The organism is Paradevosia shaoguanensis, assembly GCF_016801025.1.
Taxonomy (GTDB): Bacteria; Pseudomonadota; Alphaproteobacteria; order Rhizobiales; family Devosiaceae; genus Paradevosia; species Paradevosia shaoguanensis.
The window spans coordinates 3,176,382-3,195,072 of the sequence record NZ_CP068983.1 but is presented as its reverse complement, the minus strand read 5'-3'; the positions used below and the strand labels follow the sequence as shown (position 1 = coordinate 3,195,072).

Annotated in this window: 17 protein-coding genes; 3 read left to right on the top strand and 14 right to left on the bottom strand. The window is 64.9% G+C overall.

The window, feature by feature from the left end; genetic code table 11:
* Positions 1-10 precede the first annotated feature (10 nt).
* The 5 genes from ligA to ftsZ all read right to left on the bottom strand — a co-directional run bounded on the left by ligA (position 11) and on the right by ftsZ (position 7,878).
* A complete protein-coding gene (ligA, locus tag JNE37_RS15310) occupies positions 11-2,221 on the bottom strand; it encodes an NAD-dependent DNA ligase LigA (protein ID WP_246513312.1) in 2,211 nt (736 codons plus the stop codon).
* The gene (gene recN, locus JNE37_RS15305; RefSeq protein ID WP_203063626.1) at positions 2,218-3,888 is read right to left on the bottom strand and encodes a DNA repair protein RecN; all 1,671 of its coding nucleotides are present in this window, start codon (positions 3,886-3,888) and stop codon (positions 2,218-2,220) included. The genes ligA and recN overlap by 4 nt, the downstream gene beginning before the upstream one ends.
* A gap of 321 nt (positions 3,889-4,209) precedes the next feature.
* Entirely contained in the window at positions 4,210-5,052 is an 843-nt protein-coding gene (locus JNE37_RS15300; RefSeq protein WP_160176274.1) for an outer membrane protein assembly factor BamD, read from the bottom strand.
* 87 nt (positions 5,053-5,139) lie between these two features.
* A complete protein-coding gene (gene lpxC / locus JNE37_RS15295; RefSeq protein WP_035034780.1) occupies positions 5,140-6,096 on the bottom strand; it encodes a UDP-3-O-acyl-N-acetylglucosamine deacetylase in 957 nt (318 codons plus the stop codon).
* Between the two features lie 114 nt (positions 6,097-6,210).
* Positions 6,211-7,878, bottom strand: coding sequence for a cell division protein FtsZ (gene ftsZ / locus JNE37_RS15290; RefSeq protein ID WP_203063625.1), 1,668 nt, complete (start codon positions 7,876-7,878; stop codon positions 6,211-6,213).
* A gap of 263 nt (positions 7,879-8,141) precedes the next feature.
* On the opposite strand from ftsZ, the gene JNE37_RS15285 reads away from it, so the two are divergent.
* Genes JNE37_RS15285 through JNE37_RS15275 form a run of 3 tightly spaced genes read left to right on the top strand, consistent with a single transcriptional unit; the run spans position 8,142 to position 9,819 of the window.
* Positions 8,142-8,552 carry a DUF5602 domain-containing protein gene (locus tag JNE37_RS15285; RefSeq protein ID WP_203063623.1) on the top strand — a complete coding sequence of 137 codons (411 nt, stop codon included), beginning with the start codon at positions 8,142-8,144 and terminating at the stop codon, positions 8,550-8,552.
* Positions 8,549-9,073 (top strand): plastocyanin/azurin family copper-binding protein, encoded by a 525-nt coding sequence (locus JNE37_RS15280; RefSeq protein WP_246513310.1) that lies wholly within the window; start codon positions 8,549-8,551, stop codon positions 9,071-9,073. Before JNE37_RS15285 ends, JNE37_RS15280 begins: the two co-directional genes overlap by 4 nt.
* Positions 9,074-9,102: 29 nt before the next feature.
* Positions 9,103-9,819 (top strand): RNA polymerase sigma factor, encoded by a 717-nt coding sequence (locus tag JNE37_RS15275; RefSeq protein WP_203063622.1) that lies wholly within the window; start codon positions 9,103-9,105, stop codon positions 9,817-9,819.
* Here the strand turns inward: JNE37_RS15275 and JNE37_RS15270 are convergent.
* From JNE37_RS15270 to JNE37_RS15230, 9 genes are all read right to left on the bottom strand, one after another.
* Positions 9,797-10,363 (bottom strand): NADPH-dependent FMN reductase, encoded by a 567-nt coding sequence (locus JNE37_RS15270; RefSeq protein WP_203063621.1) that lies wholly within the window; start codon positions 10,361-10,363, stop codon positions 9,797-9,799. The genes JNE37_RS15275 and JNE37_RS15270 overlap by 23 nt on opposite strands.
* 79 nt (positions 10,364-10,442) lie before the next feature.
* A complete protein-coding gene (locus tag JNE37_RS15265; protein ID WP_035034796.1) occupies positions 10,443-11,033 on the bottom strand; it encodes an NADPH-dependent FMN reductase in 591 nt (196 codons plus the stop codon).
* A gap of 108 nt (positions 11,034-11,141) precedes the next feature.
* Positions 11,142-11,525 (bottom strand): winged helix-turn-helix transcriptional regulator, encoded by a 384-nt coding sequence (locus tag JNE37_RS22790; protein WP_052015458.1) that lies wholly within the window; start codon positions 11,523-11,525, stop codon positions 11,142-11,144.
* A gap of 124 nt (positions 11,526-11,649) precedes the next feature.
* The gene (gene ftsA, locus JNE37_RS15255) at positions 11,650-12,963 is read right to left on the bottom strand and encodes a cell division protein FtsA (protein ID WP_035034797.1); all 1,314 of its coding nucleotides are present in this window, start codon (positions 12,961-12,963) and stop codon (positions 11,650-11,652) included.
* Positions 12,964-12,969: 6 nt separating this feature from the next.
* Positions 12,970-13,941 (bottom strand): cell division protein FtsQ/DivIB, encoded by a 972-nt coding sequence (locus JNE37_RS15250; protein WP_152571868.1) that lies wholly within the window; start codon positions 13,939-13,941, stop codon positions 12,970-12,972.
* The gene (locus JNE37_RS15245) at positions 13,929-14,849 is read right to left on the bottom strand and encodes a D-alanine--D-alanine ligase (protein ID WP_035090894.1); all 921 of its coding nucleotides are present in this window, start codon (positions 14,847-14,849) and stop codon (positions 13,929-13,931) included. Before JNE37_RS15245 ends, JNE37_RS15250 begins: the two co-directional genes overlap by 13 nt.
* 31 nt (positions 14,850-14,880) lie before the next feature.
* Positions 14,881-16,302, bottom strand: coding sequence for a UDP-N-acetylmuramate--L-alanine ligase (murC, locus tag JNE37_RS15240; RefSeq protein ID WP_035090892.1), 1,422 nt, complete (start codon positions 16,300-16,302; stop codon positions 14,881-14,883).
* 12 nt (positions 16,303-16,314) lie between these two features.
* Positions 16,315-17,409 (bottom strand): undecaprenyldiphospho-muramoylpentapeptide beta-N-acetylglucosaminyltransferase, encoded by a 1,095-nt coding sequence (murG, locus tag JNE37_RS15235; RefSeq protein ID WP_203063620.1) that lies wholly within the window; start codon positions 17,407-17,409, stop codon positions 16,315-16,317.
* Complete coding sequence (locus tag JNE37_RS15230; RefSeq protein ID WP_035090888.1) at positions 17,406-18,566, bottom strand: FtsW/RodA/SpoVE family cell cycle protein; 1,161 nt, start codon at positions 18,564-18,566, stop codon at positions 17,406-17,408. The genes murG and JNE37_RS15230 overlap by 4 nt, the downstream gene beginning before the upstream one ends.
* Between the last annotated feature and the right edge of the window lie 125 nt (positions 18,567-18,691).

Sequence of the window (18,691 nt, the reverse complement as noted above, 5' to 3'; positions counted from 1 at the left end):
GAGGCGGCGCCTATTTGGCGATGAGATCGAACCAGCCGTCTTCGTCCAAAACAAGGATTCCCAGCTCTTCGGCCTTCTTGAGCTTGGAGCCTGCACCCGGTCCCGCCACGAGGATATCGGTGGCGGACGACACCGAGCCGGCCACCTTGGCCCCGTTCCGCTCGGCCATGGCCTTGGCTTCGCTGCGGGACATCTTTTCGAGCGTACCCGTGAACACCACCGTCTTGCCGGCCACCTGGCTATCGGCCGAAACGGTCACGACATAGGGCTGCGGGTGTACCTGCTCGAGCAGCCGGTCGATCACCTCGTCGTTCCGCTCGTTGCCGAAAAAGGCGATGAGCGAGCCGATGACCGTGTCGCCGATCCCGTCGATGGAGGGGAAGACCTCGTGCGGATCGCCCTCGTGCCGGGCCGTCTCCTTCCCCACGCGGATCAGCTCTTCCATCGTGCCGAAGGTGCGCGCCAGGATCGCCGCCGTGGTGCTGCCGATATGGAGGATGCCGAGCGCGAAGATGAAGCGGTCGAGCTCCGGCTCGCGCCGCGCATCGATGGCCGCAAAGAGCTTTTCGAGCCCCTCGTAATTACGATCCTCGACGCCGCGCACGTTCTTGCGGGTCTTGCCGCTCGCCGCCTCGCGCAGCCGCGCCTGCTCTTCGCGCCGCTCGGCGAGGGCGCGCTGCACCTCCGGACGCCGGTCCTTGAGGGTGAAGATGTCGGCGGCGGTCTTGATGAGGCCGGCATTGAAGAAGGTGTCGATGTTCTCGGCGCCAAGGCCCTCGATATCCATGGCCCCGCGCGACACGAAGTGCCGCAGGCGCTCGACGGCCTGCGCCGAGCAGATGAGCTCGCCCGTGCAGCGGCGGCGGGAATCTTCCTTGCCGGTCTTCTCGTTGACCTCGCGCACCGCCGGGGAGCCGCAGACAGGGCAGGTATGCGGGAATTCGTAGGGCACCGCATCGGCCGGGCGCTTCTCGACCACCACCTTGACGATCTGCGGGATAACGTCGCCCGCGCGCTGGATGACGACTGTGTCGCCGACACGGATGTCGATGCCATCGCGGATGGGTTCGCCGTTGCTGTCGAAACCCTTGATGTAGTCTTCGTTGTGGAGCGTGACGTTCTCGACCACGACGCCACCCACCGTCACCGGCTCAAGCCGGGCGACGGGCGCCAGCGTGCCGGTGCGGCCGACCTGGATGTCGATGCGCTTTACCACGGTCATGGCCTGTTCGGCCGGGAACTTGTGGGCGATGGCCCAGCGGGGCTCGCCGGTGACGTAGCCCCAGCGCTCGCGCAGGTCGAGCCGGTCGAGCTTGTAAACCACGCCATCGATGTCGTAGCCGAGCGAGGAGCGTTTCTCCTCGATCAACCGGTATTGCCGCAGCATTTCCTCGGTCGAGGCGGTGCGCTCGGTCAGCTCGTTGACCTTGAAGCCCCAGCTCTTGATCGCCTGGATCATGCCCCATTGCGTATCGGCCGGCAGGCTCGATGCATCGCCCCAGGCATAGGCGAAGAAGTGCAGGTTGCGCTGCGCGGTGACCGTCGGGTCCTTCTGGCGCAACGAACCGGCAGCGGTATTGCGCGGATTGACGTAATCCTGCCCGCCCTCGGCCGCCGACCGCGCTTTCAGCGCCTCGAAATCGGCATAGGTCATGTAGACCTCGCCGCGAATTTCGATGACGTCCGGCCAATCCGTGCCGTGCAGCTGCTGCGGAATGTCGGCGATGGTCCTGAGGTTTGCGGTGATGTCCTCACCCACCGTGCCGTCGCCGCGTGTGGCGCCTTTGACGAAGACACCCTTTTCGTAGCGCAGCGAGGCCGAGAGGCCGTCGATCTTGGGCTCAGTGACGAATTCGAGCACCAGGTCCTTGTCGCGCTCGAAGAAGCGATGGCCGCGATCGATGAAGTCGATGACGTCCTGGTCGGTATAGGCCTTGGCGAGGCTGAGCATCGGCACGGCATGGCGCACCTTGGCGAAGCCTTCCGCCGCCGGGGCGCCGACCTTGCCGGTGAGGCTGTCAGCGCGGCGCAGCTGCGGAAACGCCATCTCGATGGCGCCGTAGCGCACCTTCATGGCGTCGTATTCGGCGTCCGTGATCTCGGGAGCGTCGTTCTGGTGATAGGCGATATCGGCGCGGGCAATCGCTTCCTGGAGCTTGTCCAGCTCGGCCTTGGCCTGCGCCTCGGATAGGTTCTCGACCTCGTCCTGGAACTCGATCACGATACCTCCGAAATCAACTTGGAAGCGGCGGCGCGCGCCTCTTCGGTAACCTTGGCGCCGGCAAGCATGCGCGCCACTTCCTCGCGGCGGTTCTCGCCATCGAGCCCGCGCACATGCGTGCGCACGAACGCCCCCTCCTCCACGGCCTGCTTTTCGATGAGCAGGTGGCTGTGGGCCCGCGCGGCAACCTGCGGCGCGTGGGTGACGCAGAGCACCTGCACCTTGCTGGCCAGCCGCGCGAGCCGCCGCCCGATGGCGTCGGCCACCGCGCCGCCGACGCCGGTGTCAATTTCGTCGAAGATCAGCACCGGGGCCGAACCGCGATCGGCCAGCACCACCTTGAGCGCCAGCAGGAACCGCGAAAGCTCGCCGCCCGAGGCGACCTTGAGCAGCGGACCGGGCGAGGTGCCGGGATTGGTCTGCACGTGGAAGGCGATCTGGTCGAAGCCGGACGCAGCCACGCGGCTCTCGTCGACCTGGTGGTCGACGATGAACCTGGCGCTGCCGAGCTTGAGATCGGGCAACTCGCCCTCGACCGCCTTGCTGAGCGCAGAGGCAGCCTTGGCGCGGGCGGCGCTAAGCTTTTTGGCCACGGCGACATAGGCGGCGCGAGCGGCAGCGGCGGCCTCCTCGAGCTTGGTAAGCGAGGCCTCCCCGTTCTCCAGCATCTCGAGATCGGCCTTGTAGCGGGCGAGCACCGCCGGCAGGTCGTCGGGCGCCACGCCGTGCTTGCGGGCGGCGCCGCGCAGCGCGAACAGGCGCTCCTCCACCTTTTCCAGTTCCTGCGGATCGTAGGCCATCTCGCGCTTGAGCGTTTCGAGCGCGTCCGAGGTGCGGTCGAGCGTCACCAGCGAGGCATCGAGCGCCTCGACCAGCGGCTGGAAGATCGAATTGCCCGAATCCGCCTTGCGCATCAGCCGGCGCATCAGCGAAGCCAGCATCGGGCCGGGCGCGGCCGAGCCGTTGATCACTTCGTCGGCGTCGCGCACTTCCTCGGCGGCGCGCTCGAGCTGCATCAGGTGCTGCCGGCGTTCGGCAAGTTCCTCTTCCTCGCCGGCATCGGGCGCCAGCTTGGAGAGTTCATCGACCACGTGCCGCGCGAACTCTTCCTTGGCCGCCGCATCGGCGACGAGGGCGCGCTGATCGGCGACGGCGGCATTGGCCTCGGCCAGCGCCTCGAAGGTCGAGCGCACCGCGCCGACCAGGGCCTCGTCGCTGCCGAAGGCATCGAGCGCGTCGCGGTGGGTGTTGACGTCGACAAGGGCGCGATCGTCGTGCTGGCCGTGGATTTCGACCACCAGCGAGCCGACGCGCTGCAGCAGCGTTGCCGAAACCGGCTGGTCGTTGATAAAGGCGCGCGTGCGGCCATCGGCAAACTGCACGCGGCGCAGAATCAGTTCGTCGTCATCATTGATGTCGCCCTCGCGCAGCGCCTGGCGCGCCGGATGGCCGGGGGGCAGCTGGAGCACGGCCACGACCTGCCCGCTCTCGGCGCCCTTGCGCACCAGCGAAGCATCGCCGCGCCCGCCCAGCGCCAGCGTCAGCGCATCAAGCAGGATGGACTTGCCGGCACCCGTCTCGCCGGTGAGCACGGTCAGGCCGGTGTCTAGGCCAAGATCGAGCTGGTCGATCAGGACGATATTGCGAACGGACAACGCAGTGAGCATGGCCGCACACTAGCCGGAAAGTGTGGACCGAAAAAGCGGGGCGTTGGGGGAAATCAAACGGGATGTTTGGGGGTGCGCCGATGGTCGTCGGATGGCTATATCCATGTCAGCGCATGGATCGTTCCGAGCGCTCGATCTTCCCCGGCAGGAGAGCCGGGGCCCACGGATGGCTCCACTCCTGCTGGACGGGGCAATAGGCCCCGGCGCTTCGGCCGGGGAAGCTCCGTGATGGCGGCGCGTGACCCGCACCGAATCCCCGCACAAAAAGCAGAACGCCCGGCCATTGGCCGGGCGTTCCAAACTCTATTCCGAGAAGATCGCTTATCGCTTCTTCTGCGTGTCGGCGATCCAGTTGCCGGCGACCATCTGCGGTTGCAGGCCCTGCTTGCCGAGGAGTTCGTAGGCGCGCTTGTACCATTCGCTCGACGGATAGTTGTGCCCGAGCACTTCGGCAGCGGTCTGGGCTTCGCCGACGAGGCCGAGGGCGAGATAGCCTTCGGTCAGGCGGTAGAGCGCTTCTTCGATATGCGTGGAGGTCTGGTACTTCTCGACCACCACGCGGAAGCGGTTGATGCCGGCCAGGTACTGGCCATTGCCGAGATAGTAGCGGCCAACCGACATTTCCTTGCCGGCAAGCTGGTCCACGGCGATCTTGATCTTGTCCTGGGCGTCCTTGGCGTACTCGGACTTGGGATAGTTCGAGATCAGCAGGCCGTAGGTATCTATCGCGTCCTGCGAGAGCTGCTGGTCACGCGTGATATCCTTGATCTGCGCAAAGGAGGCAGTGCCCTTGAGCCAGAGGACATAGGGAACTTCCTTGGACGAAGGATAGAGCGCCAGGTAGCGGTCAGCCGCCAGCGTCGCATCCTCGAACTTGCCGATGCGGTAGTTCGCATAGACCTGCATCAGCTTGGATTTTTCGGTGTATGGCGAATACGGATGCTGACGGTCGAGCTTTTCGAGCGTCTTGATCGCGGTCTGGTACCGCTGCGCATCCATGTCGTTGAGCGCCGCCTGGTAGAGCGATTCCGGCGGAACGATCGTCTCTTCCTTGATCTTGGGCGGCGAGAACAGATTACACGCGGCCAGCGTCACAACGAGTAGGCCAATCGTGGCCACCCGCAGGGCCCGATTGGTGAATCCCGCAAGAGCGTTAGTAGTCACGAGCAGTACCGTCCCTTTTCAAGCCGCGCCCAGGCGCAGCGGCCTAGGGAGCAATTCGTTCAAAACTATGGCGATTTCGGTTCCGGCTTAGCCGACGGACCGGAGATATGGGTTGACGACAGCGCCTTCGGGCATGTCGTCCAACGCATCGAACGCCAGTGGAAGATCCTCGGCGGACACTATCTCATAGTTGGCCTCGCTCGCAAAGAGCGAGGAAAGTACAAGCGCGTTAAGGGCATGGCCCCCTTTATACGAACGGAACCGGCCATAAATCGCCAGCCCGCCGAGCGCCAGGTCACCGATAGCGTCCAGCAGCTTGTGACGAACGAATTCGTCCTCGTAGCGCAGCCCGCCCGGATTGAGGATGCGGTCTTCGTGGACCGTGATGGAATTGTCGAGGCTGGAGCCAAGCGCATAGCCCGCCTGGCGCAGGATCTTGGCGTCGCGCACGAAGCCGAACGTGCGGGCGCGCGAAACGTCGTCAGCGTACCGACGCGGCGTCCAGTCGAAGATCATGCGCTGGCGGCCGATGACCTTGGAATCGAACTCGATTTCCAGGTCGAGCGCGCGCCCGTTATAGGGCTCGAGCGCGGCATAGGCATCGTTGTTGCGAACGGTAACGGCGCGCATGATCTTGATGTACTTGCGCGGGGCGCCCTGCACCTGGAGGCCAACCTTGAGAATGGCCTCCACGAACGGGGCGGCGCTGCCGTCGAGAATCGGGCACTCGGCCGCGGTGAGCGTCAGGAGCGCATTGTCGATGCCCAGGCCCGACAGGGCCGACACGACGTGTTCGATGGTCGAGACGCGCACGCTGTCGCCCAGGTCGAGTTCGGTGCAGAGCGTCGTGCGCGCCACGCGGGAGAAATGAATCTGGACCGGGCCGGCGCGCCGGCCATCGTCGAACTGTCTTGCTATCAGGTAACCGCTGTCGGCTGGAGCCGGTTCGATGGTGAGGGTAACCGGCAACGCACTGTGGACACCGAAGCCGCTGAACTCGACCGGCCCGGCAAGGGTGCGCTGACGCGCAGACAATTTCTTCATACTCGAGGACTCCAGTACCTCAGCGGACCTTGGTCCGATCCGCTGTGTTTACTCGCAAAAAACCCGGTGCGGAAGCCGCGCCGGGTTCAGTTATGCACCGCTCGATATGCGCTTCTAACCGTGTTTGCGCAAGAAGGCGGGAATCTCCAGATGGTCCTTGGCCGGCTGCGGCTGGGCCGGACGACCGTAGGCATCGGTGTTTCCACGGGCGCCGTGAGTCGGGACCGAACCCCTTGATCCGCCTGCCTCAATGGCGCTGCGGGCCGCGGCGTCATCGGTCTCGCGCTGCTGCATCACCGGCTCCTCGGCCTCACCACGAGGGCGCGACGAAAGGCCCACATTGGAGGCAAGGCGCTTGAGCAGGGCACGGGCCGGGTTGGCCTCGGGCTCGTGACGTTCTTGAGCCGCAAGTGACCTTCGTGCAACAGCCGGAAGCTCCTCGGTCCGCGGCATGCGGCGGGCTTCGGGGCGGGCGGCGTTGGACGGCACGTAGACGGACGGAATCGGAGCGTCCTGAACGTGGGTCGGCTCATCGACCGGATCGTGAGTCGCGATGGCCGAAGGGATGTACGGCTCGACCATGATGCCGTCGTCCTCGTCCTGCGCATAAGCCTCTTCGTAGATCGGCTCATGGGTGACGATCGCTTCGGCGATGGCGTGCTCGACCTGCTCTTCGATCTGCTCCTCGACAACGCGCGCTGCGGGCTGCGGGATCGGCTGGGGAGCCGGGGCCGGAGCTTCGTAGGGCACGTGCGGGCGCTTGACCGCGATGGCGCGGGCGGCGTTCGGCTTCACCGGCTCCATGGCCTGAACCATGGTGGCATCGGTGCCCGTGGCCACGACCGACACGCGGATCGTGCCATCGAGCGTCGGGTCGAACATGGCGCCCAGGATGATGTTGGCGTCCGCGTCCACTTCCTCGCGGATGCGGCTGGCCGCTTCGTCGACTTCGTAGAGGGTGAGGTCCGGACCGCCGGCGATGGAGATGAGGAGACCACGGGCCCCATGCATCGAGACATCGTCCAGCAGCGGATTGGCAATGGCGGCCTCGGCGGCGTGACGGGCACGATCTTCACCCGAAGCTTCGCCGGTACCCATCATTGCCTTGCCCATGCCGCGCATGACGGCGCGCACGTCGGCGAAGTCGAGGTTGATGAGCCCTTCCTTGACCATGAGGTCGGTGATGCAGGCCACGCCCGAATAGAGCACCTGGTCGGCCATCGCGAAAGCGTCGGCGAAGGTGGTCTTCTCATTAGCGACGCGGAAGAGGTTCTGGTTCGGGATGACGATCAGCGTATCGACATGCCGGTGCAGCTCGTCGATGCCGTCCTCGGCGAGACGGGCGCGACGATTGCCTTCGAAGGCGAACGGCTTGGTGACGACGCCGACGGTGAGGATGCCCTGCTCACGAGCGGCGCGTGCCACGACCGGCGCGGCGCCGGTGCCCGTACCACCGCCCATGCCGGCGGTGATGAACACCATGTGCGACCCCGAGAGGTGATCGTTGATCTCGTCGTAGCTTTCCTCGGCCGCCGCACGGCCAACTTCCGGATGGGAACCCGCACCCAGGCCCTCGGTGACGCCAACCCCGAGCTGGATGATTCGGCTCGCCTTGGAGAGCGCAAGAGCCTGCGCGTCCGTGTTGGCCACTACGAAGTCAACCCCGTCCAGGCCGGAGTTAATCATGTTGTTAACGGCGTTACCGCCGGCGCCGCCGCAACCGAACACAGTGATGCGGGGCTTAAGTTCCTGAATATCCGGGATGGTGAGGTTGATTGGCATGCTTGGCCCCATAGTGGCGTTTGACCAAGATTTACGCGCCAATTCGTTAACCACATCCTAACAAAGCCACCGAATTCGTTAACGGCGGCGCAATTTGCGAGTGGAGAACGCTGGCGTGCTAAGGAAACGTTAACCATAACGGGGCGGCCAAGCCCTCGCGGAATGGCCATTACGCAACTCCCCTTTCCTAGCACGGGAACCTTTCCAGCCCCCTGCCATCCAATGGTCATCGCATCTCGCGACAACCAATGGAGGCAATTCCCATGAAATCGCTCCTGCTCGCCCTCGCCTTTGCCGTTGCAGGCAGTTTCGCCGCCTATGGCCAGGACGTGTCCAAGGCCCCGCCGCCCGCACCCTACAAGGCCGTCAGCAGCCTGGTGAAGCTGCCCGACTTCCTGCCGGGCCTCGGCCAGCTCTATGTCGGTCCGACCACCCTGCCCGCCGGCCCCTTCCTCGCCTATGACCATGACGGCGCCCTGGTCGCGACCGTCTTCATGATCCCGGTCAAGGACCTCAATCCCGACAAGACCTTCGATAATCTCGCAGCGCCTGGCGGCAATGTCGATCACGTCGATATCTACTACAATGCCGGCCATCCCGGCGTTGAAGAGCCGCACGCCCATATCGTGCTCTGGCATGTGCCGGTGGCCGATGAAGCGCGGGTTGCCAAGTGAGGCGGCGCACGTTCCTCGTGGCAGGTGGCGGCATTGCCGCCACCTTGCTGCTGCCGCGCGCGGCGTTTGCGGATGACGCGCCTGTCGAGATCGTCATGACCGGCAAGCCTGACGGCTCGAAAGTCTGGTTCGACCCTATCGGCATTCACATCCAGCCCGGCCAGACCTTGCGCTGGACCAACCGGGATCCGGGCAATTCCCACACCGCCACCAGCTACCATCCGTCCCTCAACGACCACCCGCTGCGCATGCCCAAGGACGCCAAGCCCTGGGACTCGGACTACCTGCTGCCCGACGAGAGTTTTTCGGTGACGCTCACCGTACCCGGGGTCTACGATTACTACTGCGTGCCCCATGAGCATGCCGGCATGGTCGGCCGGATCGTCGTCGGGGAACCGCTGGCCAAAGGCTGGTGGAACAGCCGGGACCCGGCCGCCGAAGCAGGAATACCGGCGGCGGCGCTCGCGGCTTTCCCGAGCGTCGAGGACATCGTCAAAGAAGGTGCGGTCCGGCTCGGCTGATGCCCGGACGCGAAGCGAGGAGCTTCACCATGCTTGTCGAAGAAACCACCGCCACCACGCTCCGCTCCGGCCTCGCCACGCTGCCGGATGACGAGCTGGTTGCCCTAGCGCAGCGACACGACGAAGGCGCCGTGCGCACCATCATCCGCCGCCACAACCAGCGCCTGTTCCGCGCCGCCCGCGCCATTACGCGCTCGGACGCCGAGGCCGAGGATGTGGTGCAGGAGGCCTATATGCGCGCCTTCACCCATCTGGACACCTTCCGCGGCGACGCGCTGCTCTCGACCTGGCTGACCCGCATAGCGATCAACGAAGCGCTCAACCGCAAGCGGCGCAGGCGTGAAACCGCCCTGCTCGACGATATCGACCTGGCCCTGGCAGAAGAGGAGCCGGCCCTCGCCATGTATCCGATCGTACAGATACCCACCAACCCCGAGACCGAGGCGGCCCGGAAGGAGACGCGCCTCCTGCTCGAAGGCGCGATAGACCGGCTCTCCGAGCCTTTCCGGATCGTCTTCGTCCTGCGCGACGTGCAGGGGCTCAGCACCGAAGCGGTGGCCGAGTGCCTGCGCATACCCGACGCGACGGTCAAGACGCGGCTGCACCGTGCCCGTCGCATGCTGCGCCAGATTCTCGAGGAAACGCTCGAGGCGGGCTTCGCCTCGCTCTACCCCTTCGACGGCCTGCGCTGCGTGCACATGGCCGATCGCGTCTTGGCGCGGCTCAGGCCGCGCGCAGGGTCTTGAGGGCGCCGGTCCACTTCTTGAGCTCGCCCAGCATCGTGCCGGCAGCCGTCTCCATGATCGGGGTCGGCTGCAGCTTGCCTTCGGCGTCGATGAGCTCGCTGAACATCGGGATAGTCACCGCCTCGGGGATCGGCATCATCTTGAGCGTGGTGTTGAACTGCTTGAGCATCTGCACCGCGCGCATGCCGCCTGAAATGCCGCCATAGGAGACGAAGCCCACCGGCTTGTAGGCCCATTCACGCGCCAGGAAATCGAGCGCGTTGATGATCGAGGGCGGAGCGCCGTAATTGTATTCCGGGGTCACGATGACGAAAGCATCAGCCGCATCCACCATCTGGCTCCAGGCCTTGGTGTGCTTGTGCTGGTAATTGCCGAGACGCGGATGCTGCGGCTCGTCGAACATCGGCAGGTCGATGGCGCCCAGGTCGGCAATCGAGACGTTCCAGTCGGGATCCGCCTCGGCCACGCTCTGCAGCCAGGGCGCGAAGACGTGGCCCTTGCGGGTCGGGCGGGTCGAAACGGTGATGATGAGAAGGTTATGCAAGGCAGTAGAACTCCGGAAACTAGCCCGGTAGTGCTCCCCTGCCCCGCACGCGGTAAAGGCGACGTATCGTCACCCTGCCTCAGGCGGCCAGCGGCTGGCTCCGCCCCGCCTTGAGCGCACGCGCCCACCAGACGATCTCTTCAAGGACCGGCCCGGCGCCTTCCTCGAGATACGGAAAATCCGCAAAATCCTTGCCCTCCATCATCATGCCGACCAGCTCGGGGCGGTTGATATGGATGGCGTGCTTGATCGTTGCCACATGGAGCTCCGCGAGGATGCCGCGCAGATGTTCAACCGCTCGGCTGCCACCCAGCGCGCCATAGGCGAGGAAAGTCGCCGGCTTCCGGTTGAACTCCTTGTAGGCATAGTCGAGCGCGTTCTTGAGGACGGCCGGAATGGAGTGATTGTATTCGCCCGTCACGAACACGAACCCATCGAGCGAGGCCAGCTTTTGCGCCCAAAGCTGCGCCACCGGGTTTGCCGGCGGCTGGAAGGCCGGCGAGATGGCCTCGTCGAAGAACGGCATCGGATAGTCGCGTAGGTCGACGATCTCGAACTCGGCATCATTGCGTCGCGACGCCAACTCGAAGAGCCATTGCGCCGGACGATCGGCAAAGCGCTTTTCGCGCGTCGTGCCGATGATGATGCCGATGCGAGGGATGGAAGTCATGGTCACCCACCTAGGTTACAAAAGGTAAGCGACTAATTAGAAGTGACTGCCTTATGCCTCAAGACGGCACTTTTTTGGGGGTCACGAACAGATTTGTGCGAAGGCTGCTCAGTCCGAACCGTCATCGAACTGGCGCCGCGATTCCTGGATGGCATCATGGTTGGCAAAGCCCCAGGCGGCGAAATCCCGCAGGGAATCCATGAGCGTGCGGCCGCGCTCGGTTAGCTCGTATTCCACCCGCGGCGGCACGCTGGCAAAGACCTCGCGCTGAACGAGGCCATCACGTTCGAGCGTGCGCAGCGTAAGCGTCAGCATGCGCTGGGAGATCGGCAGGGCCTTCTCGATATCGGAAAACCGCACGCGCCCGTCGCGCGTCAAAGCCCCGAGCACCGGCACCGTCCACTTGTCCCCGAGCACGTAGAGCATATCGAAGCCCGGCCGGCAGTCGTCGGGCATGTGATCGGTGTGGCGCTTGAAGATGGGTTTGCTCATCCAGAGCAATTTAGGCGTGAGAGGTCGGAAATTGAAGCCGGATACCAAGCAAGATCGTCGGGTCACCTTCTCCCTTTGAAGGAGGAGGCGCGCCAAGGAAGGATGGGAGTGTAGGCAACCCGCCTCAGAAGCTCGACCGCAGCCAGCTCCCCACGCGGGCGAAATAGCCGTCGGTGCCGGTCAGGCGATGCCCGCCGCGCGGCTCGACATATTCCTGGCCGCAGACCTGCGGATAGATGAGCAGGCCGCCGACAGTGGCGAACGCGGCACCCTTGGCAATCTCTGGCAACCCGGCAATGCCCATCGGTCGGCCATTGCGCACGTTACGCGCCAGGATGCGCCGCGCCACTTCCGGCAGGCCGGTCAGTTCGCTGCCGCCGCCCGTAAGCACGAAGCGGCGTCCACACATGTCCATCATGCCGGTCGCCTGCATGCGGTCGCGGATGGCGGTGAGGATTTCCTCGATCCGCGGGCGCATGATGCGCGTCAGCACCGAGCGCGCCACCTGTCCCGGCGCTTCGTCATGCGAAGCGCCCACCGGCTGGATCGGGATCATGTCGCGCTCGTCCGCCTGCCCCGGCAGTACCGAGCCATAGAAACACTTGAGGCGCTCGGCGTCGGCCACCGAGACCGAAAGCTGCCGCGCCAGGTCGAGCGTCAGGTGATGACCGCCGATGGCGATGGCGTCGGTATAGACCACGTGCCCTTCCGAGAACACGGAAACGGTGGTCGTCGCCCCGCCGAAATCGACGCAGGCCACGCCCAGATGCGCCTCGTCGTCGACCAGCGTAGCCAACCCCGAGGCGTAAGGGGTCGCCATCAGCGCCTCGATCTGCAGGTGGCAGCGATTGAGCACCAGCTCGATATTGCGCATGGCCAGCATTTCGGCGCTGACCACGGCCACGTCGATGGAAAGCTTCTCGCCCACCATGCCGCGCGGATCGCGGATGCCCTTCTGCCCGTCGAGCGTATAGCCGATCGGCAGAGCATGGATGATCGAGCGCTCCGGCCGCACCGAGCGGTCGTTAACCGCGCGCAGCACGCGCTGCAGGTCGCTCCGCTCCACTTCCTGCCCGCCCAGCGACACCGTCGCCGAGAACGTCTCCGAACCCAGCCGGCCCGCCGTCACGTTGACGATGACGGATTCGACCGTCAGCCCCGCCGCGCGCTCGGCCATGCCCACCACCGAGCGGACCGCCTGCTCGGCCTTGTCGAGATCGGTCACCACGCCGCTCTTGACGCCCGAGGACGGGCCATAGCCGAAGCCGATGACCTCGGCCACATGCGTGCGGCCCTTGAGCGCCTTGCCTTCTGCGCGCGGGGTCAGGCGCGCGATCACGCAGCAGATCTTGGTCGAACCGATATCAAGCACCGCCACGAGCGAAGTACGCCCGGGCTGCAGAGGCTTGAGCCGTGCGGTCATGGATTCGGTCATCATATCGGTCTAGTTCCCGGAGGATTTTTCGGCTGGCGTCTCGTAGTCGGCGTCGACCACGACCTTGGGCTTCGGCTTGCTCTTGGCCGCTGCCTTGGCGGCATCGGCAATCTGCTTTTGCGCGTCGGCGGAAGGCGTAACGGCCACCATGTCGGGCACGCGCAGGTCGATCAGCGTGATGTCGCGATCGAGCAGCGCATAGTCGCGCTGATAAGAGTTGAGCCGGTCGATCGCCTGCGCCACGCCCTGCTCGGGCAGTTGCACGCGAAGGCCGGTATCGTAGATGAGGTCCCAGCGACGGTCGCCGATGCGCGAGATGGCGACCAGATGCGCCTTGAGCGCGTCAAACCGGTCCATGGCGCGGATCATCACCAGCGCGTCGTTGGCCGCACCATCGCCGATGACGAGCGGCAGGTCGGCATAGGCACCCTTGTCTTCCCCGATCTGGTTGCCGGCCCCGTCGATGACGAAGGTTACGCCATCCACGCGCCAGCGCGCGATCGGCACCCGCTCGACGATCGAGACGACGACCCGCCCCGGATAGACCTTGCGCACGGTGGCGCTCGCCACCGACGGCAACGCTTCGATGCGGGCACGGGCCGCCTCGGCGTCGAAATTGAGAGTCGAGACCTTGGGCTCGAGCGCCAGCGCCTGCATGATATCGGCTTCCTGCGTCAGCGCCTGCCCGCTGATGTCGATGGCCCCGACCCCGAAGCCGGCCTCGGCGAACTCACCCTGGACGAGGCCGGACAGCGTATCGAAACCCGTGCCGATCAGGTCGCGCGCCTCATAGACCGCGACTGCGCCGACCAGGAGGCCGACGACGAGCGCCGAACGAACGACGCGGCGTTTGTGGAGAACCCAGGCGTGGTTGAGGCGAACGGCCAGACGACCACGCGGGCGGCGGATGGGGACAGGGAGCCTGCGCGGATCGACCACCACCGCATTGGCGGTCATCACACTGGGCTTTACCTGTTGCAACTCGCGTCCTCCACCATCCAGGTGACCAGGTCCTCAAATGAGTGACCGGCGGCGGCCGCCTGTTCGGGGACGAGTGACGTCTCTGTCATGCCGGGTTGGGTATTGATTTCCAGGCAGACGAGCTCACCGTCTTCGCCTGCCTTGTCGTTGTAGCGGAAGTCTGTCCGCGTCACGCCCCGGCAGCCGAGCGCGGCATGGGCCTTGAGCGCCATCTTCTGCACTTTGTCGTAAATATTCGGTGAAATTTGCGCCGGTACGATGTGGGAAGAGCCGCCCTTGGCGTATTTCGCCTCGTAATTGTAGAAGGCGAGATCGGTAACGATCTCCGTCACGCCCAACGCCACGTCGCCCATCACCGCGCAGGTCAGCTCGCGACCCGGGATATAGCGCTCGACCATCACGTCATCGCCCGAGTTCCAATCCTCCCGCAGGATCTCCTGCGGCGGATGGCTCTGGCCTTCCTTGATGATGAAGACACCGAACGAGGATCCGTCCGAGATGGGCTTCACCACGTAAGGCGGCAGCATGGCGTGCGCCTTGGCCACTTCCGCCCGATGCATGATCACATGGTCGGTGACGGGAATGCCCGCCGCCTTGAACACGATCTTGGCCTGGTGCTTGTCCATGGCCAGAGCCGAGGCCAGCACGCCCGAATGCGTATAGGGGAGCTGGATAAGCTCGAGAAAGCCCTGGATCATTCCGCTCTCGCCGAACGTGCCGTGCAGCGCATTGAACGCCACGTCGGGCTTGAGCTGCTCGAGCACATGCGCAATGTCGCGGCCGACATCGACCTCGGTCACGCGATAGCCCGCGCGCCGCAGTGCAGCGGCGCACCCCGCCCCGCTCGCCAGGGAAACCGGCCGCTCGTTGGACCACCCGCCCATCAGGACGGCAACGTGTTTGGTCATGGGGTTTCCCTCCTTGGATTATCGGTGCGGGTCATCCCTCGACCTCATGGCCGGTGATCTGCGCTACTTCACCGGGCAGCGAAGCCGCCCATTGGGTGATGTTGCCGGCGCCCAGCAGCACGACGTAGTCGCCCTTCTCGGCGCGCTCCGCGATGATCGCGGCCAGCTTTTCCGGCCCATCGAGCACGCGCGCATCGCGGTGCCCGCGATTGAGCATGCGCGTCACCAGTTCGGCGTTGTTGACGCCCTCGATCGGCTGCTCGCCCGCGGCATAAACCGGAGCCACGAGCACCGTGTCGGCATCGTTGAAGCAGGCCGAGAAATCGTCGAACAGGTCATGCAGGCGGCTATAGCGGTGGGGCTGCACCACGGCGATGACATCGCGCCTGGTCGATTGCCGCGCCGCCTTGAGCACCGAGGCGATTTCCACCGGGTGGTGCCCGTAGTCGTCGATGAAAGTGATGCCGTTGACGACACCTGTCTTGGTGAAGCGGCGCTTGACGCCCGAAAAGCCCTTGAGCCCCTTGCGGATGGCTTCAGCCGGAATGTGCAACTGATCGGCTACGGCGATCGCGGCCGTCGCGTTGAGCGCGTTGTGCTCGCCCGGCATGGGAAGTTGCAGCCCGTCAATGCGCAGCTGCGTCTGGCGCACGCGATCGCGGATCTCGACCGAGAAGTGGCTGACCCCATCGATGACCTGCAGATCCACCAATCGCACATCCGCCTGCGGGTTCCGCCCATAGGTGATGACGCGGCGGTCACGGATTTCGCCCACCAGCGCCTGCACTTCCGGATGGTCGAGGCACATCACGGCAAAACCGTAGAAAGGCACGTTCTCGACGAAGTTGAGGAAAGCCTTCTTGACCGCAGCGAAGTCCTTGTAGTGGTCGAGATGCTCGGGATCCATGTTTGTGACGATCGCGACATCGGCCGGAAGCTTGACGAACGTGCCGTCGCTTTCGTCGGCCTCGACCACCATCCATTCGCCGCCACCAAGGCGCGCATTGGTGCCGTAGGCATTGATAATGCCGCCATTGATGACGGTCGGGTCGAAATTGGCGGCATCGAGCAGCGTCGCGACCATCGTAGTCGTGGTGGTCTTGCCATGCGTACCGCCGATGGCGATGGCGTTCTTGAAGCGCATGATCTCGGCCAGCATTTCCGCGCGCCGCACAATGGGCAGCGAGCGCGCGCGAGCGGCGATCAGCTCGGGATTGTCGGTCTTGATAGCCGAGGACACCACCACGACCTGCGCATCCTTGAGGTTGTCGGCGTGCTGGCCGATCTCGATGGTGATGCCCATGTCGCGCAGGCGCTGCACGTTGGCGTTCGCCGAGGCGTCCGAACCGCGTACCGTATAGCCCTGGTTGTGCAGGATCTCGGCGATCCCGCTCATGCCGATACCGCCGATGCCGACGAAATGAACCGGGCCGATATTGCGCGGCATCTTCATAAGGGACTTCTCCTAGGATTTCTTGCCGGCGAGACGCTCGGCCAGTGAGGCAAGGCGCTCGACAGCGGCCGGTTGCCCAAGTGATTTGGCCGCCGCGGCGGCATCGGCCAGCGTCGCCGGCTCGCTCAAGAGCGAAGTGAGGCGAGTGCCAAGCGAAAGCGGCGAAAGCGTGGCTTGCTCGGCGATCCAGCCGCCACCCGCCTTGTCGACGAAAAGCGCGTTGTTCTTCTGGTCCGCATCGATCGATCCGGGCAGCGGAATGAGGATTGCCGGACGCCCCACGACACAGAGTTCGGCCACCGTCGAGGCGCCCGAACGCGAGATCACGAGATGGCTGCGCGCCATCCGCTCCGGCAGGTCGCCGAAGAAGGCCGCCAGTTCCACATTGACCTTGGCCAGCCTATAGGCCTCGGCCACGCGGTCGAGATCGTCGGCCCGGCATTGCTGGGTCACCACCAGCCGCTGGCGCAGGTGCTGCGGCAACGCGGCGATGGCCGGCGGCACGAGATCGGCAAACGCCCGCGCGCCCTGGCTGCCGCCGAAGACGAGAAGGTGGATGGCGTCGGTTTCCTTGAGGCCCGGATAAGGCGTCCCCGCCACCGCCCGAACCGCATCGCGCACCGGATTGCCGGTCACGACCTTCTCGGTCTTGGTCGCATCCGCATAGCGCGTTTCGGCGAAGCTGAGCGCCACCACCCGCGCAAACCGTGCCAGCGCGCGATTGGCGCGCCCCATCACGGCATTCTGCTCATGGAGAATGCCGGGGATGCCCGAAAGGCTCGCAGCCAGGAACGGCGGGAATACCGGATAGCCACCGAACCCGATCACCGCGTCCGGCCTGACCTGCCCCAGTTTGCCCCATGCAACACCCGTGCCCCAAAGAATCTTGAAGCACGCAGCCACGAACTTGACCGGATTGCTGATCGAAGGCGTGGCCGAAGGCACGACATGCACTTCGCGCGCCGGGAAATCGGCGCCGTAGGACGTGACGCGATGGTCGGTCATTAGATGGATGTTATGCCCGCGGCGGCGCAGTTCCTGCGCCAGCGCCATGGCCGGGAAGAGATGCCCCCCGGTCCCACCTGCCATAAGAACGAATAGGCTCATTCGGCGGGCGCCAACGCGCTGCGATAGGCGGGGAGGCCGGTAGCCATGCGCTCTTCCGGCTTTTCACGGGTCAGAGCCAGCATCAGCCCCATGCCGAAGGCGATAGCGATCATCGAGGTGCCACCATAGGAGACGAAAGGCAGCGTCATACCCTTGGGCGGGATGAGATTCAAATTCACCGAGAGGTTGATCGCCGATTGCAGGCCGAACTGAATGGCGAGCGTGGACGCCGCCAGCCGCGCAAAGAGGCTCGACTGCCGCTGCGCCGCGAGCAAAGCCCGGATCACGATGAAGGCGATGAGGCAGACGAGCAGCAGGCAGAAGAGGATGCCGAACTCGCCGGCCGCGGCTGAGAACACGTAGTCGGCATGGGCGTCGGGAATGACCTTCTTGGCCATCGATTCACCCGGTCCGCGCCCGAACCAGCCGCCTTCAAGCAACGAGCTAAGCGCCTTGTCGATCTGGTAGGTGTTACCGCCGCCTTCCGGGTTGAGGAAGGTATCGATACGCTTGGACACGTGCGGGAAGAGCATGTAGGCGCCGAAGACGCCGGCCACACCCACGCCCATCAGCCCGAAGATCAGCCACCAGGAAATGCCCGACAGGAACAGCAGCGCCGCCCAGGTCGCCAGCATCAACGCGGTCTGCCCCACGTCCGGCTGCAGCAGCAGGCCGGCGATGATGACGCCGGCAATGCCGGTGGCCATGATGCGGCCCGGCACGTTCTTGAGCTTCATGCTCTCGGAGAAGAGCCACGCTCCGATTACGGCAAAGGCGGGCTTCACGAATTCGGAAGGCTGGATCGATTGCCCCGCAAACGACACCCAGCGCCGCGCACCCTTGACCTCCGTGCCGAATTTCAGCGTCGCCCACAGCAGGACAATGGAAATGGCGAGCACCACCAACGCGTAGATGCGCGTCTCGCGATGCCCGAGGAACGAGGTCCCGACCAGCACGCCGAGGGCGGGGATGCAGAACAGCGCATGGCGGATGATGAAGTGCCACGGGCTCAAACCAAGGCGCTCGGCCACGGGCGGGCTCGCCGCAAAGCTGAGCACGATCCCCGCGATCATGAGCAGGATCAGCGCTGCTAGCAATTCGCGATCGATCGTCCACCACCATTCGGCGAGTGGGGTTTTCCTGTCCCGTGCAAACATGCTGCGGCGGCTCCGGCTAGATGATCCGGTGAGTGTAAGCCGCGATGGTTACCGATTTCTGGAGAAGTCGCGTTTTGCAAAGCACGTTGTGGAACGGGTAACCGAAAACGCGACGACCCCGGCGG

Coding starts and splice junctions, on each gene's coding strand:
- recN (WP_203063626.1), bottom strand. CDS start 3,888: ATGCTCACTGCGTTGTCCGTTCGCAATATCGTCCTGATCGACCAGCTC.
- lpxC (WP_035034780.1), bottom strand. CDS start 6,096: ATGAAGAAATTGTCTGCGCGTCAGCGCACCCTTGCCGGGCCGGTCGAG.
- ftsZ (WP_203063625.1), bottom strand. CDS start 7,878: ATGCCAATCAACCTCACCATCCCGGATATTCAGGAACTTAAGCCCCGC.
- JNE37_RS15285 (WP_203063623.1), top strand. CDS start 8,142: ATGAAATCGCTCCTGCTCGCCCTCGCCTTTGCCGTTGCAGGCAGTTTC.
- JNE37_RS15275 (WP_203063622.1), top strand. CDS start 9,103: ATGCTTGTCGAAGAAACCACCGCCACCACGCTCCGCTCCGGCCTCGCC.
- JNE37_RS15265 (WP_035034796.1), bottom strand. CDS start 11,033: ATGACTTCCATCCCTCGCATCGGCATCATCATCGGCACGACGCGCGAA.
- JNE37_RS22790 (WP_052015458.1), bottom strand. CDS start 11,525: ATGAGCAAACCCATCTTCAAGCGCCACACCGATCACATGCCCGACGAC.
- ftsA (WP_035034797.1), bottom strand. CDS start 12,963: ATGATGACCGAATCCATGACCGCACGGCTCAAGCCTCTGCAGCCCGGG.
- JNE37_RS15245 (WP_035090894.1), bottom strand. CDS start 14,849: ATGACCAAACACGTTGCCGTCCTGATGGGCGGGTGGTCCAACGAGCGG.
- murC (WP_035090892.1), bottom strand. CDS start 16,302: ATGAAGATGCCGCGCAATATCGGCCCGGTTCATTTCGTCGGCATCGGC.
- murG (WP_203063620.1), bottom strand. CDS start 17,409: ATGAGCCTATTCGTTCTTATGGCAGGTGGGACCGGGGGGCATCTCTTC.
- JNE37_RS15230 (WP_035090888.1), bottom strand. CDS start 18,566: ATGTTTGCACGGGACAGGAAAACCCCACTCGCCGAATGGTGGTGGACG.